Raw genomic sequence first — 14,049 nt, forward strand, 5'->3', positions numbered from 1 at the left:
AACTTCAGGCCGAAGATTATAAAGTAGGAGTGGATTTTACTTATAAACGTGTCTGAGTTGCTTTTTTAATGAAATGGAGGAAAATTTATGGTAGAAACTGTTAACGTCGTTGGTGCTGGTTTAGCTGGTTCAGAAGCAGCTTATCAGTTAGCGCAACGAGGAATAAAGGTAAATTTAATAGAAATGCGACCGGTGAAACAAACACCAGCGCATCACACAGATAAATTTGCTGAACTTGTTTGTTCAAATTCATTAAGAGGTAATGCTCTAACGAATGCAGTAGGTGTTTTAAAAGAAGAAATGAGAAGATTAGATTCGCTTGTTATAAGTGCAGCGGATAAAGCGCGTGTACCTGCTGGTGGCGCATTAGCGGTAGACCGTCATGATTTCGCAGGATATATTACGGAAACTTTAAAGAATCATCCAAACGTTACAGTATTGAATGAAGAAGTTAATCATATACCAGAAGGTTATACAATTATTGCAACTGGTCCGTTAACTACTGAAAACTTAGCACAAGAAATTGTAGACATTACCGGTAAAGATCAATTGTATTTCTATGATGCGGCTGCACCAATTGTTGAGAAAGATAGCATTGATATGAATAAAGTCTATTTAAAATCACGTTACGATAAAGGCGAAGCAGCATATTTAAATTGCCCAATGACAGAAGAAGAGTTCAATCGATTTTATGATGCGGTACTAGAAGCAGAAGTTGCACCCGTTAATGAGTTTGAAAAAGAGAAATATTTCGAAGGTTGTATGCCATTTGAAGTTATGGCAGAGCGTGGTCGTAAAACATTACTCTTTGGACCTATGAAACCGGTAGGATTAGAAGACCCTAAAACAGGTGAAAGACCTTATGCAGTTGTTCAATTAAGACAAGATGACGCAGCTGGAACGTTATACAATATCGTAGGTTTCCAAACGCACCTTAAATGGGGCGCACAAAAAGAAGTTATTCATCTCATTCCAGGATTAGAAAATGTTGATATTGTAAGATATGGCGTGATGCATCGTAATACATTTATCAATTCACCTGATGTGTTAAACGAGAAATACGAATTAATGGGTCACGAGCATTTATACTTTGCAGGTCAAATGACTGGCGTAGAAGGTTATGTTGAAAGTGCAGCAAGTGGTTTAATCGCTAGTATCAACTTAGCACACAAACTACAAGAAAAAGGTGAAGTTATATTCCCTAGAGAAACAATGCTCGGAAGTATGGCTCACTATATTGCAAATGCCAAAAATGATAAGAACTTTCAACCAATGAACGCAAACTTTGGTTTACTACCTGCATTTGAAAAACGAATTAAAGATAAAAAAGAACGCTATGAAAAATTAGCTCATCGTGCTTTAGATTATTTAGATAATTTCAAGAAAACACTTTAATATAACGTTTGCGACAGATTGATTATAATATTTTGAAAATATGATACAACTTTATAGTTATTTTTCGCAGTTCCCTCTATCAATATGCTACAATTCATATTGTATGGAGGGATTTTTTTGGAAGAAATCCAACAATCATATTTATATATGTTAAAAACAGAGAAACAATTTTCTCAACACACATTAAAGTCATATCATGACGACTTACATCAGTTTAATACTTTTTTAGAACAAGAACTTTTAAATTTGAATACATTTCAATACAAAGATGCTAGAAACTATTTGAGTTTTTTATATTCAAAAGGCTTGAAAAGAACTACTGTTTCTCGTAAAATTTCTACGCTAAGAAGTTTTTATGAATATTGGATGACGCAAGATGACACGATCGTTAATCCGTTCGTACAACTTGTACATCCAAAGAAAGAACAGTATTTACCGCACTTCTTTTACGAAGCCGAAATGCAAGCTTTGTTTGAAACCGTTGAAAAAGACGCAAAAAAAGGTTTACGCGATAGAGTGATTTTAGAATTACTTTATGCTACTGGTATCAGGGTTTCAGAATTAGTGAATATACAAATTACTGACTTGGATATGAATTTACCAGGCGTTAAAGTGTTAGGTAAGGGCGGTAAAGAACGTTTTATTCCTTTTGGGGAGTTTTGTAAACAAAGTATTGAACGTTATCAATCGATGTTCTCACCACTCAATTACCAAGATCACAATTATTTACTTGTGAATATGAATGGTGCCCCTATTACTGAACGCGGGGTACGTTACGTGCTTAATGATATCGTTAAGCGAACATCAGGCGTAACGGATATTCATCCACATAAGTTGCGCCACACTTTCGCAACACACATGTTGAACGAAGGTGCAGACTTAAGAACTGTCCAGTCACTGTTAGGACATGTTAATTTATCAACTACAGGACGATACACACATGTAACAAATGAACAATTACGTAAAACCTATTTAAACGCACATCCACGTGCTAAAAAGGAGAATTAAATTATGAGTACTTCAATTCATGCAACTACTATTTACGCAGTGCAACATAATGGCCACTCAGCGATGGCTGGCGACGGGCAAGTCACATTAGGCGAACAAGTTATAATGAAACAGACAGCTAGAAAAGTTAGACGTTTATATAATGATAAAGTTCTGGCTGGATTTGCTGGTAGTGTTGCAGATGCATTCACGTTATTTGAAAAGTTCGAAACGAAATTACAACAATTTAGCGGGAATCTAGAAAGAGCAGCTGTTGAATTAGCTAAAGAATGGCGTGGTGACAAACAATTACGCCAATTAGAAGCGATGCTTATCGTCATGGATAAAGATGCTATTCTTGTAGTAAGCGGAACAGGTGAAGTGATTGCTCCTGATGATGATATTATTGCAATAGGATCAGGCGGTAATTATGCATTAAGTGCAGGACGTGCATTGAAACGACATGCTACGAACTTAAGCGCTAAAGAAATGGCTTATGAAAGTCTAAAGGTAGCTTCTGATATTTGTGTGTTTACAAATGATCAGATTGTTGTAGAAGAGTTATAACGAAAGTCATTCGCTATTTAGGGAAAATAATACAATTATTTTAAAGTTATAGATTTATTTAAATAAGAAGTAAGTATTAAAAATCGGAGGTCGGTTTTATAATGGAGACGAAAGGTATAAGTTTAACCCCAAAAGATATTGTTTCCGAATTAAATCAATATATTGTGGGTCAAGATGACGCGAAACGTAAAGTCGCAATTGCGTTACGTAATAGATATCGTAGAAGCCAATTATCTGAAGAAGAAAAACAAGAAATTGCACCAAAAAATATATTAATGATGGGACCAACTGGTGTAGGTAAAACAGAAATAGCAAGACGTATGGCGAAAATCGTAGGTGCTCCTTTTATAAAAGTTGAAGCAACGAAATTTACCGAAGTGGGATATGTTGGTCGTGACGTTGAAAGTATGGTGAGAGATCTCGTTGATGTTGCTGTACGCTTAGTCAAAGATCAAAAGAAAGCAGTCGTACAAGATGAAGCTGAAGTTAAGGCCAATGATAAGTTAGTAAAATTATTAGTTCCAAGCATGAAGAAGAAAGCGAGTCAAAATAGTAGTAATCCACTTGAATCACTGTTCGGTGGCGCAATGCCAAACTTTGGTCAAAACAATGATGAGGAAGAAGAACCTCCAACAGAAGAAATTAAAACAAAACGTTCAGAAATTAAAAAACAACTTGAACAAGGCGAGCTAGAAAATGAAAAAGTGAAAATAAAAGTTGAACAAGACCCAGGTGCTATGGGGATGTTAGGAACAAATCAAAATCAACAAATGCAAGATATGATGAATCAACTTTTACCAAAGAAAAAGGTAGAAAAAGAAATCCCAGTTAAGTCAGCGCGTAAGATTTTAACTGATCAATATGCTGATGAATTAATTGATCATGAATCAGCAAATCAAGAAGCGTTAGAGCTTGCAGAACAAATGGGCATCATCTTCATTGATGAAATTGACAAAGTTGCAACGAACAACCAAAATTCAGGACAAGATGTTTCTAGGCAAGGCGTTCAAAGAGACATTTTACCTATACTTGAAGGTAGCATGATCCAAACTAAATATGGTACTGTAAATACGGAACATATGCTATTTATCGGAGCAGGGGCTTTCCATGTTGCGAAACCAAGTGATTTGATACCTGAATTACAAGGTCGTTTCCCAATTCGTGTAGAATTAAAAAGTCTATCAGTAGATGACTTTGTAAGAATATTAACTGAACCTAAATTATCATTAATTAAACAATATGAAGCACTGCTACACACAGAACAAGTAACTGTTAACTTTTCTGATGAAGCGATTAAACGTTTAGCAGAAATAGCTTTCCAAGTTAACCAAGATACTGATAATATTGGTGCACGTAGATTGCATACAATATTAGAAAAAATGTTAGAAGACTTGTCATTTGAAGCACCAAGCATGCCAGACGTAGCTGTTGACATTACGCCACAATACGTTGATGACAAATTAAAATCAATTTCAACCAACAAAGATTTAAGTGCATTTATCTTATAAAATTTATCACAAAGGAGAAGTAATATGAGTTTACTATCAAAAACGAGAGAACTAAATACACTTTTACAAAAGCACAAAGGAATTGCGGTTGACTTTAAAGATGTTGCCCAAACAATCAGTAGTGTTACTGTAACTAACGTATTCATCGTATCAAGAAAAGGTAAAATACTTGGGTCAAGTTTAAATGAACTTTTAAAGCATGAACGTATCATCCAAATGCTAGAAAATCGTCATATTCCAGGGGAATATACAGACCAATTAATGGATGTTAAAGAAACACAATCAAATATCGATATCGATAACGTGTTAACTGTTTTTCCACCTGAAAATAGAGACTTTTTCATTGATAGTAGAACTACAATTTTCCCAATCTTAGGTGGTGGAGAACGTTTAGGTACTTTAGTACTTGGAAGAGTGCAAGATGATTTCTCTGAAAACGACTTAGTACTCGGTGAATATGCGTCAACAGTTATCGGTATGGAAATCTTACGTGAAAAACATAATGAAGTAGAAAAAGAAGCACGTGACAAAGCAGCAATCAACATGGCTATCAATTCATTATCATATTCAGAAAGTGAAGCAATTGAACATATTTTCGAAGAATTAGGTGGTAATGAAGGCTTGCTTATCGCTTCAAAAGTAGCTGACAGAGTAGGCATCACACGTTCAGTAATCGTAAATGCGTTAAGAAAGCTTGAAAGTGCTGGTGTCATTGAATCACGTTCATTAGGTATGAAAGGTACATTCATTAAAGTTAAAAAAGATAAGTTTTTAGATGAGTTAGAACGAAATAAATAATTTTTAATCGTAAATTAAGTTGATGAATTAATATATAAATGCTGACAATTACTTTTATCTAATTGAGCTTAGGAGTTAAAGTTCTCTTATGAGTGGAAAAGACAATTTCTATTGAAAACATATAGGGATTGTTTTTTCCATTATTTTTGTGAATTTATAGGCTAATTTTTTCTCAGATAAAGTCCTAGAAAATTGAGAGGGTATGTTATTTATAAATAATTTATGTAATAGTTGAAATTCAAATAATTTTCCGGGGGTTTCAAAAATATTTATAAATGTGAAAATGAAATGCTTGCGGAAAACACATAAATGTGGTATATTAGTTCACGGCTATAAAGCCAATACACACACAAAGAGTGTAAGTATAAAGGGTGCGGTACAAATGTATCGTGTTTATATGAGCTTTTTGTGGAGGTAATTAACCAATAGGAGGAATTTAATCATGGCAGTAATTTCAATGAAACAATTGCTAGAAGCAGGTGTTCACTTCGGTCACCAAACACGCCGTTGGAACCCAAAAATGAAAAGATACATTTTCACTGAGAGAAATGGTATCTATATTATCGACTTACAAAAAACAGTTAAGAAAGTAGAAGAAGCTTACAATTTCGTTAAGCAATTATCAGAAGATGGCGGTAAAGTATTATTCGTAGGTACTAAGAAACAAGCTCAAGAGTCAGTTAAAGCAGAAGCTGAACGTTCAGGTCAATTCTACGTTAACCAAAGATGGTTAGGCGGAATTTTAACTAACTACAAGACGATTTCAAAACGTATCAAACGCATCTCTGAAATTGAAAAAATGGAAGAAGATGGCTTATTCGAAGTATTACCTAAAAAAGAAGTTGTAGAACTTAAAAAAGAATACGATCGCTTAATCAAATTCTTAGGCGGAATTCGTGATATGAAATCAATGCCTGAAGCATTATTTGTTGTTGACCCTCGTAAAGAGCGCAACGCAATTGCAGAGGCACGTAAATTAAACATCCCTATCGTAGGTATCGTGGATACAAACTGTGATCCTGATGAAATAGATTATGTTATCCCTGCAAACGATGATGCTATCCGTGCCGTTAAATTATTAACTGGTAAGATGGCAGACGCAATCTTAGAAGGTCAACAAGGTGTATCAAATGAAGAAGTAGCTGCAGAACAGAACATCGATATGAAAGATTCAGAAGAAGCTACTGATAAAGAAACAACTGAAGAAAACACTTCTGTTGAATCAAACTAAGAATAATGTAAAATGGGTGATAAGATAAAAAGGCTTATCACCTTTTTTTAAAATAAATACATTGAAAATTATTAACATTGGAGGAATATGTAATGGCAATTTCAGCTAAACTTGTAAAAGAATTACGTGAAAAAACTGGCGCAGGTATGATGGACTGTAAAAAAGCGCTAACAGAAACTGATGGTGATATCGATAAAGCGGTAGATTTCCTACGCGAAAAAGGTATTGCTAAAGCTGCTAAAAAGTCAGACCGTATCGCTGCTGAAGGTTTAGTACATGTTGAACAAAAAGGTAACGAGGCAGCAATCGTAGAAATCAATTCTGAAACAGATTTCGTAGCACGAAACGAAGGTTTCCAAGAGTTAGTTAAAGAAATTGCTATTCAAGTTCTAGAAACTAAAGCAGAAACTGTAGAAGCTTTATTAGAAACTAAATTACCAAATGGTAAATCAGTTGACGAACGCATGAAAGAAGCGATTTCAACAATCGGTGAAAAACTTAGCATCCGTCGTTTCGCAGTAAGAACTAAATCAGACAATGATGCATTCGGTTCTTACCTACACATGGGTGGACGTATCGGTGTATTATCAGTAGTAGAAGGTACTGATGATTCAGATGCCGCTAAAGATGTTGCAATGCACATCGCTGCAATCAACCCTAAATATGTATCATCTGAGCAAGTTAGCGAAGATGAAATCGCACATGAAAAAGACGTATTAAAACAACAAGCATTAAACGAAGGTAAACCTGAAAACATCGTAGAAAAAATGGTTGAAGGTCGTTTACGTAAATATTTACAAGAAATTTGTGCAGTTGACCAAAACTTTGTAAAAGATCCTGACCAAACAGTAGAAGGTTTCTTAAAATCTAAAGGTGGTAAACTTGTTGACTTCGTACGTTACGAAGTAGGCGAAGGTATGGAAAAACGCGAAGAAAACTTTGCTGATGAAGTTAAAGGACAAATGAAATAATTAATTATAATTAGAACAAGAAAGAAGACACCTTCTGTAATCCATATGAGAGGAACGCTTTTGTATCGGAATCACTATTGTGTCTTCTTTACTTGTATCATTTACATATTTTTACAATAGAGAGGATAAGACAATGGCTCAAACTTCTAATTACAAACGTGTTGTTTTAAAATTAAGTGGCGAAGCACTAGCAGGAAATGACGGTTTTGGTATTAATCCAATCATCATCAAAAGTATTGCTGAACAGTTAACAGAAGTATCAAAAATGGATTGCGAAATTGCAGTTATCGTTGGTGGCGGAAATATTTGGAGAGGTAAGACAGGAAGCGATTTAGGAATGGATCGTGGTACTGCGGATTACATGGGCATGTTAGCCACTGTAATGAATGCATTAGCATTACAAGATAGCTTAGAACAGCTAGAATGTGATACAAGAGTGTTAACATCAATCGAAATGAAACAAGTAGCTGAACCTTATATCAGACGCCGTGCAATTAGACATTTAGAAAAAGGTCGCGTAGTTATCTTCGCGGCAGGTATTGGAAATCCATATTTCTCAACAGATACGACAGCAGCATTACGTGCAGCAGAAGTTGAAGCTGATGTAATCTTGATGGGTAAAAATAATGTTGATGGTGTATATTCAGCAGACCCTAAAGTAGATAAAGATGCAGTTAAATATGATCATTTAACACATATCCAAATGTTACAAGAAGGATTACAAGTTATGGATTCTACTGCATCATCATTCTGTATGGATAACAATATTCCATTGAATGTATTCTCTATTACTGAAGAAGGTAACATCAAACGTGCAGTGACGGGTGAAAAAATAGGAACATTAATTACAAAATAATCAGAGGTGTATGACAATGAGTGACATTATGAATGATACTAAATCAAAAATGCAAAAATCTGTTGATAATTTATCAAGAGAATTAGCAAACATTAATGCAGGAAGAGCGAACTCTAATTTATTAAATGGTGTAAATGTTGATTATTACGGTGCTTCAACACCAGTTCAACAATTAGCAAGCATTAACGTACCAGAAGCACGTTTACTTGTCGTTTCACCATATGACAAATCTTCCGTTGAAACAATTGAAAAAGCAATTAATGCAGCAAACTTAGGTGTTAATCCTACAAGTGATGGCGAAGTAATTCGTATTAGTGTTCCGGCATTAACAGAAGAACGCCGTAAAGAGTTAGTTAAAGAAGTTAAAAAAACTGGTGAAAATGCGAAAGTAGCAGTAAGAAATGTACGTCGTGATGCTAACGATACACTTAAGAAACAAGAAAAAGACGGAGACATCACTGAAGATGATTTAAAATCACAAACTGATGATGTTCAAAAACTAACTGATGATTCAATTAAAGAAATTGATCAATTACTAGAAGAAAAAGAGCAAGATATTATGTCAGTTTAAAGTGGTCAACGGATTTACTTACGTTTAATATGGCGAATATTTATTCAGCTTTATGTAAGAATAAAAGTATTTCCAAATTTTTGTCTGAACTGTATCAAATCATACTTTGGTACAGTTTTTTATTTGTTTATTCAACCACGATTTCTATTATGATAAAATGATAGTTAAATGTATTATATACTTTTTATAATAAACAGTTAGGACCACATTCGGAGGAAATACCATGTTTAAAAAGTCAAGAAAGCAAAAAAGAAATGAATCAGATCACTCCAATATTGAACTAGATTTAGATAATATACCTCAACATGTCGCAATTATCATGGATGGTAATGGCCGTTGGGCAAAACAAAGAAAGCTACCACGTATTAAAGGGCATTATCAAGGTATGCAAACGGTGAAAAAAGTTACACGTGAAGCTAGTGATTTAGGTATTAAATATTTAACACTTTACGCATTTTCAACGGAAAATTGGACGCGACCTAAGAGTGAAGTTAATTACATAATGAATTTACCGGTCGATTTTTTAAAAACATTTTTACCAGAATTAATTGAAAATAATGTAAAAGTAGAAACAATTGGATTTCTTGAAGACTTACCTAATTCAACTTTAAATGCGATTAATAAAGCGAAAGTAGAAACGCAACATAATACGGGACTCAAATTAATCTTTGCACTCAATTATGGCGGACGTGCAGAAATTGTACATAGTGTAAAATCAATTTACGAAAAACTCGCTGCCAATCAAATGTCTAGTGATGATATAACAGAAGATATGATCAACGAACATTTAATGACGCATAATTATCCAGATCCTGACCTTTTAATAAGAAGTTCAGGAGAACAACGTATAAGTAACTTCTTAATTTGGCAAGCATCTTATAGCGAATTTATTTTTAATGAAAAATTATGGCCAGATTTTGATAAACATGATTTAATTGATTGTATTAAAATCTATCAATCACGCCAAAGAAGATTTGGTGGATTATAATAGTGAGGAGAAAAGTATGAAAGTTAGAACTTTAACGGCAATTATTGCACTTATCGTCTTTCTTCCTTTCTTATTGAAGGGAGGCATCAGTTTAATTTTATTCTCATATTTACTCGCTTTTATTGGGTTAAAAGAGCTTTTAAATATGAATATGATTAAATTTTTATCTATTCCAGGTATTATAAGTGCACTTGGTGTGTTGATTATTATGTTACCTCAACATGCAGGCGAATGGGTAAGTGACTTACAATTAAAGGGACTTATAGGAATGAGTTTTGTATTGTTAAGTTATACAGTGCTATCGAAAAATAGATTTAGCTTTATGGATGCGGCTTTCTGTTTAATGTCAATTGCCTATGTAGGTATAGGGTTCATGTATTTTTATGAAACACGTGAAGAAGGTTTACAATACATATTGTTTGCGTTCCTAGTAGTGTGGTTAACGGATACAGGTGCTTATATCTTTGGTAGATTGATGGGGAAACATAATTTGTGGCCTGTGATTAGTCCAAATAAAACGATTGAAGGTTTTATTGGTGGGCTAATTTGTAGTATTACCGTACCATTGGTAATGATTATTTTTGTAGATTTTAATATTCCTCTTTGGTTGTTAATTATTTTTACAATTATTTTAAGTATGTTTGGTCAATTGGGTGATCTCGTTGAATCTGGTTTCAAGCGTCATTTTGGAGTTAAAGACTCAGGACGTTTATTGCCAGGTCATGGTGGGATATTAGATAGATTTGATAGTTTTATGTTCGTTTTACCACTATTAAATATTCTATTGATACAAATGTAATATAAACAATACAATGAGATATGATTTTATATAGGAGTTAATGGGATAATTTCACTGTTAAATATTAATTGAATTTGTCTCTTAACTCCTTTTGTTAAATGAAATAGAGTTTTCAGATAGCTTTTAGTAGTAAATTGAAATGAATTCATGTATATATGAACTACAGATATTTACATAAAATATGGTATGTTTATTGGTGAATATATCAATTTAACGAATTGCCAAGTTTAATATAAAATATGAGGTGTATTTAATTGAGTTTTCTTGTAACAATTGTTGCTTTTATTATTGTTTTTGGTTTGCTTGTATCAGTGCATGAATATGGGCATATGTTTTTCGCTAAACGCGCAGGGATTATGTGTCCAGAGTTTGCGATTGGTATGGGACCTAAAATATTTAGCTTTAGAAAGAATGAAACATTATATACAATTCGCTTATTACCAGTAGGTGGTTACGTACGTATGGCTGGTGATGGTTTAGAAGAACCACTCGTCAAACCAGGTATGCACGTAAAAATCAAAGTTAATGATAAAGATGAAATTACTCATATTATTTTAGACGATCAACACAAATTCCAACAAATTGAAGCAATCGAAGTGAAATCATGTGATTTTAAAGATGATTTATTTGTGGAAGGTGTCACGTCATATGACCAAGAAAGACATCATTATTCAATTGCTAAGAAAGCGTATTATGTAGAAAATGGTAGTTTGATTCAAATTGCCCCAAGAGATCGTCAATTCACTCACAAAAAGCCTTTCCAGAAATTTTTAACACTATTTGCCGGTCCGTTATTTAACTTTTTACTAGCGCTCGTTTTATTTATTGGTTTAGCTTATTTCCAAGGTACTCCTACGAATGGCGTGGATAAAGTAGGTAAAGACTCTCCAGCCGAACATGCAGGATTAAAATCAGGAGATAAGATTGTTAAAATAGATAACAAAAAGACAAATGATCAAGACGCTATTAGTAACGCACTTAAGAAAAGCAAAGGTGATAAAGTAAAACTTACGGTTGATAGAGACGGTAAGCAAAAAACATTTAACGTAAAACCTAAGAAAGAAGAAGTGAAATTATCAAAAACACAAAAAGAAACAAAATATTTATTAGGTTATCAACCTTCAACTGAACATACATTATTTAAACCAATCGTTGATGGATTTAATAGAACGATTTTCGCAGTAAAAATCGTATTAACGGCTATTGTAGGTATGATTGCTAGTATCTTTACGGGACACTTCTCACTGAATATGTTGAATGGCCCAGTAGGTATTTATCATAATGTAGACACTGTCGTTAAAACAGGTATTATTAATTTAATTTCTTGGACAGCATTATTAAGTGTTAACTTAGGTTTAATGAACTTATTACCAATTCCAGCATTAGATGGTGGACGTATTTTATTCGTATTTTATGAAGCTATATTTAGAAAGCCATTAAACAAAAAGGCGGAGACAGCCATTATTGCTGTAGGCGCAATATTCGTTTTAATTTTAATGGTGCTCGTAACATGGAATGATATCCAACGCTATTTCTTATAAGAAAGGGGATTTATAAGCATGAAACAATCCAAAGTGTTTATACCAACTATGAAAGAAGAACCAGCTGGTGCAGAAGCGCGAAGTCACAGTTTATTATTAAAAGGCGGACTTATTAAACAAAGCACGAGTGGTATTTACAGTTATTTACCTCTCGCTACAAAGGTGTTAAACAATATTGAAGCAATTATTAGAGAAGAAATGGAAAATATTGATGCGGTAGAAATATTAATGCCGGCATTACAACAATCTGAACTTTGGGAAGAATCAGGGCGTTGGAATGCATATGGTCCTGAACTTATGCGTTTAAAAGATCGCAATGGTCGTGAATTTGCTTTAGGTCCAACACATGAAGAAGTCGTGACGTCACTCGTACGTGATGAACTTAAATCGTATAAACAACTGCCATTAACTTTATTCCAAATCCAGTCTAAATATAGAGATGAAAAACGTCCGCGCTTCGGTTTACTCCGTGGTAGAGAATTCATTATGAAAGATGCTTATTCGTTCCATGCTGACGAAACGTCATTGGATGAAGCTTATCAACAAATGTATGATGCGTATAAACGTATATTTAGTAGAGTTGGATTAAATGCACGACCTGTAGTAGCTGATTCAGGTGCAATTGGAGGTAGTCATACACATGAATTTATGGCATTAAGTGAAATCGGTGAAGACACCATCGTTTACAGTCAGCAAAGTGATTACGCTGCGAATATCGAAAAAGCGGAAGTTGTTTATAGTCCAAATGAAAAACACGATGAAATCCAATCGTTAACTAAAGTAGCAACACCAGACGTGAAGACAGCACAAGCACTAGCAGACTTTTTAGAAAAACCATTAGACGAAACGACAAAATCAATGGTGTTTAAAGTCGAGGGAGAATTTATTATGGTCCTAATTCGTGGTCACCATGAAATAAATGATGTGAAACTTAAGAGTTATTTCGAAACTGATAATATCGAATTTGCTACTGAAGATGAAATAGTGAACTTATTAGGTGCGAAACCTGGATCACTAGGTCCAGTCTTTGACAAAGATATTAAAGTATACGCTGATAACTATATACAAGACTTAAATAATATCGTTGTAGGTGCTAATGAAGATGGATATCACTTATTGAATGCGAATGTTGGAAGAGACTTTGAGGTAGAAGCCTTTGGAGACTTCAGATTTATTTTAGAAGGTGAACCTCTCGCAGATGGTTCAGGTGAAGCGCATTTTGCAGAAGGTATTGAAGTAGGCCAAGTCTTTAAATTAGGTAAAAAATATTCTGAGTCAATGAATGCTACGATTTTAGATAATCAAGGAAGAGCTCAATCACTATTAATGGGTTGTTATGGTATTGGGGTTTCAAGAACATTAAGTGCCATTGTTGAACAAAACAGTGACGAAAATGGTATCATTTGGCCAAAATCAGTGACACCATATGATGTGCACTTAATCACTATTAACCCTAAAAAAGATGATCAACGTGAATTAGCAGACCAACTCTATGCACAGATTAAAGAAAGTTATCAAGTACTTTATGATGATAGAAAAGAACGTGCAGGTGTGAAATTCAATGACGCAGACTTAATTGGATTACCAATCCGTATCGTTGTTGGAAAAAATGCTTCAGAAGGTATCGTGGAAGTGAAACGACGTGATACAGGTGATAGCGAAGATGTTCATGTGGATCAATTAGTAAATTATATCTAAAATTTATATACTCAAATTTAATATTCAAATTCATTTTGTGATCTAGATTGAACAGGTTTAAGAGGTTGGGACAAAGTTCTGCAAATTGATTCAAACACCGTATAGTTTGAATACAATGCTATCGTCCTAACCTCTTACT

General features: G+C 34.1%; 12 protein-coding genes and 1 pseudogene. All 13 read left to right on the plus strand.

What is annotated here, in order from left to right:
- Positions 1-87 precede the first annotated feature (87 nt).
- The 13 genes and pseudogenes from trmFO (at position 88) to QQM35_RS07620 (ending at position 13,951) form a co-directional block, all read left to right on the plus strand.
- Positions 88-1,395: an FADH(2)-oxidizing methylenetetrahydrofolate--tRNA-(uracil(54)-C(5))-methyltransferase TrmFO gene (gene trmFO, locus QQM35_RS07560; RefSeq protein WP_251516506.1), complete on the plus strand. Its 1,308-nt coding sequence runs from the start codon at positions 88-90 to the stop codon at positions 1,393-1,395.
- Between the two features lie 84 nt (positions 1,396-1,479).
- The gene (gene xerC, locus QQM35_RS07565; protein ID WP_418128542.1) at positions 1,480-2,403 is read left to right on the plus strand and encodes a tyrosine recombinase XerC; all 924 of its coding nucleotides are present in this window, start codon (positions 1,480-1,482) and stop codon (positions 2,401-2,403) included.
- 3 nt (positions 2,404-2,406) lie between these two features.
- A complete protein-coding gene (gene hslV, locus QQM35_RS07570; RefSeq protein ID WP_418128544.1) occupies positions 2,407-2,949 on the plus strand; it encodes an ATP-dependent protease subunit HslV in 543 nt (180 codons plus the stop codon).
- A 101-nt stretch (positions 2,950-3,050) separates the two neighbouring features.
- The gene (gene hslU, locus QQM35_RS07575) at positions 3,051-4,457 is read left to right on the plus strand and encodes an ATP-dependent protease ATPase subunit HslU (RefSeq protein WP_251516510.1); all 1,407 of its coding nucleotides are present in this window, start codon (positions 3,051-3,053) and stop codon (positions 4,455-4,457) included.
- Between the two features lie 24 nt (positions 4,458-4,481).
- Positions 4,482-5,255 (plus strand): GTP-sensing pleiotropic transcriptional regulator CodY, encoded by a 774-nt coding sequence (gene codY, locus QQM35_RS07580; protein ID WP_251516513.1) that lies wholly within the window; start codon positions 4,482-4,484, stop codon positions 5,253-5,255.
- A gap of 442 nt (positions 5,256-5,697) precedes the next feature.
- The gene (gene rpsB, locus QQM35_RS07585; RefSeq protein WP_251516516.1) at positions 5,698-6,486 is read left to right on the plus strand and encodes a 30S ribosomal protein S2; all 789 of its coding nucleotides are present in this window, start codon (positions 5,698-5,700) and stop codon (positions 6,484-6,486) included.
- Between the two features lie 92 nt (positions 6,487-6,578).
- Positions 6,579-7,457, plus strand: a complete 879-nt coding sequence (tsf, locus tag QQM35_RS07590) for a translation elongation factor Ts (protein WP_251516519.1) — start codon at positions 6,579-6,581, stop codon at positions 7,455-7,457.
- Positions 7,458-7,590: 133 nt separating this feature from the next.
- Entirely contained in the window at positions 7,591-8,313 is a 723-nt protein-coding gene (gene pyrH / locus QQM35_RS07595) for a UMP kinase (protein ID WP_251516523.1), read from the plus strand.
- A 16-nt stretch (positions 8,314-8,329) separates the two neighbouring features.
- Positions 8,330-8,884: a ribosome recycling factor gene (gene frr, locus QQM35_RS07600; protein WP_251516527.1), complete on the plus strand. Its 555-nt coding sequence runs from the start codon at positions 8,330-8,332 to the stop codon at positions 8,882-8,884.
- 223 nt (positions 8,885-9,107) lie between these two features.
- Positions 9,108-9,872 (plus strand): isoprenyl transferase, encoded by a 765-nt coding sequence (locus QQM35_RS07605; RefSeq protein WP_251516530.1) that lies wholly within the window; start codon positions 9,108-9,110, stop codon positions 9,870-9,872.
- Positions 9,873-9,888: 16 nt separating this feature from the next.
- Positions 9,889-10,671, plus strand: a complete 783-nt coding sequence (locus QQM35_RS07610; RefSeq protein ID WP_251516534.1) for a phosphatidate cytidylyltransferase — start codon at positions 9,889-9,891, stop codon at positions 10,669-10,671.
- 254 nt (positions 10,672-10,925) lie between these two features.
- Positions 10,926-12,212 (plus strand): RIP metalloprotease RseP, encoded by a 1,287-nt coding sequence (gene rseP, locus QQM35_RS07615; protein WP_251516536.1) that lies wholly within the window; start codon positions 10,926-10,928, stop codon positions 12,210-12,212.
- An 18-nt stretch (positions 12,213-12,230) separates the two neighbouring features.
- A pseudogene (locus QQM35_RS07620) lies at positions 12,231-13,951 on the plus strand (proline--tRNA ligase).
- Positions 13,952-14,049 lie beyond the last annotated feature (98 nt).

Source organism: Staphylococcus hsinchuensis, assembly GCF_038789205.1.
In the GTDB taxonomy this organism is placed as follows: domain Bacteria; phylum Bacillota; class Bacilli; order Staphylococcales; family Staphylococcaceae; genus Staphylococcus; species Staphylococcus hsinchuensis.

What these genes read in the sequence shown, in the direction of transcription:
- pyrH (WP_251516523.1), top strand. Translation starts at nt 7,591, where the DNA reads ATGGCTCAAACTTCTAATTACAAACGTGTTGTTTTAAAATTAAGTGGC.
- QQM35_RS07605 (WP_251516530.1), top strand. Translation starts at nt 9,108, where the DNA reads ATGTTTAAAAAGTCAAGAAAGCAAAAAAGAAATGAATCAGATCACTCC.
- trmFO (WP_251516506.1), top strand. Translation starts at nt 88, where the DNA reads ATGGTAGAAACTGTTAACGTCGTTGGTGCTGGTTTAGCTGGTTCAGAA.
- tsf (WP_251516519.1), top strand. Translation starts at nt 6,579, where the DNA reads ATGGCAATTTCAGCTAAACTTGTAAAAGAATTACGTGAAAAAACTGGC.
- xerC (WP_418128542.1), top strand. Translation starts at nt 1,480, where the DNA reads ATGCTACAATTCATATTGTATGGAGGGATTTTTTTGGAAGAAATCCAA.
- frr (WP_251516527.1), top strand. Translation starts at nt 8,330, where the DNA reads ATGAGTGACATTATGAATGATACTAAATCAAAAATGCAAAAATCTGTT.
- codY (WP_251516513.1), top strand. Translation starts at nt 4,482, where the DNA reads ATGAGTTTACTATCAAAAACGAGAGAACTAAATACACTTTTACAAAAG.
- QQM35_RS07610 (WP_251516534.1), top strand. Translation starts at nt 9,889, where the DNA reads ATGAAAGTTAGAACTTTAACGGCAATTATTGCACTTATCGTCTTTCTT.
- hslU (WP_251516510.1), top strand. Translation starts at nt 3,051, where the DNA reads ATGGAGACGAAAGGTATAAGTTTAACCCCAAAAGATATTGTTTCCGAA.
- rpsB (WP_251516516.1), top strand. Translation starts at nt 5,698, where the DNA reads ATGGCAGTAATTTCAATGAAACAATTGCTAGAAGCAGGTGTTCACTTC.
- hslV (WP_418128544.1), top strand. Translation starts at nt 2,407, where the DNA reads ATGAGTACTTCAATTCATGCAACTACTATTTACGCAGTGCAACATAAT.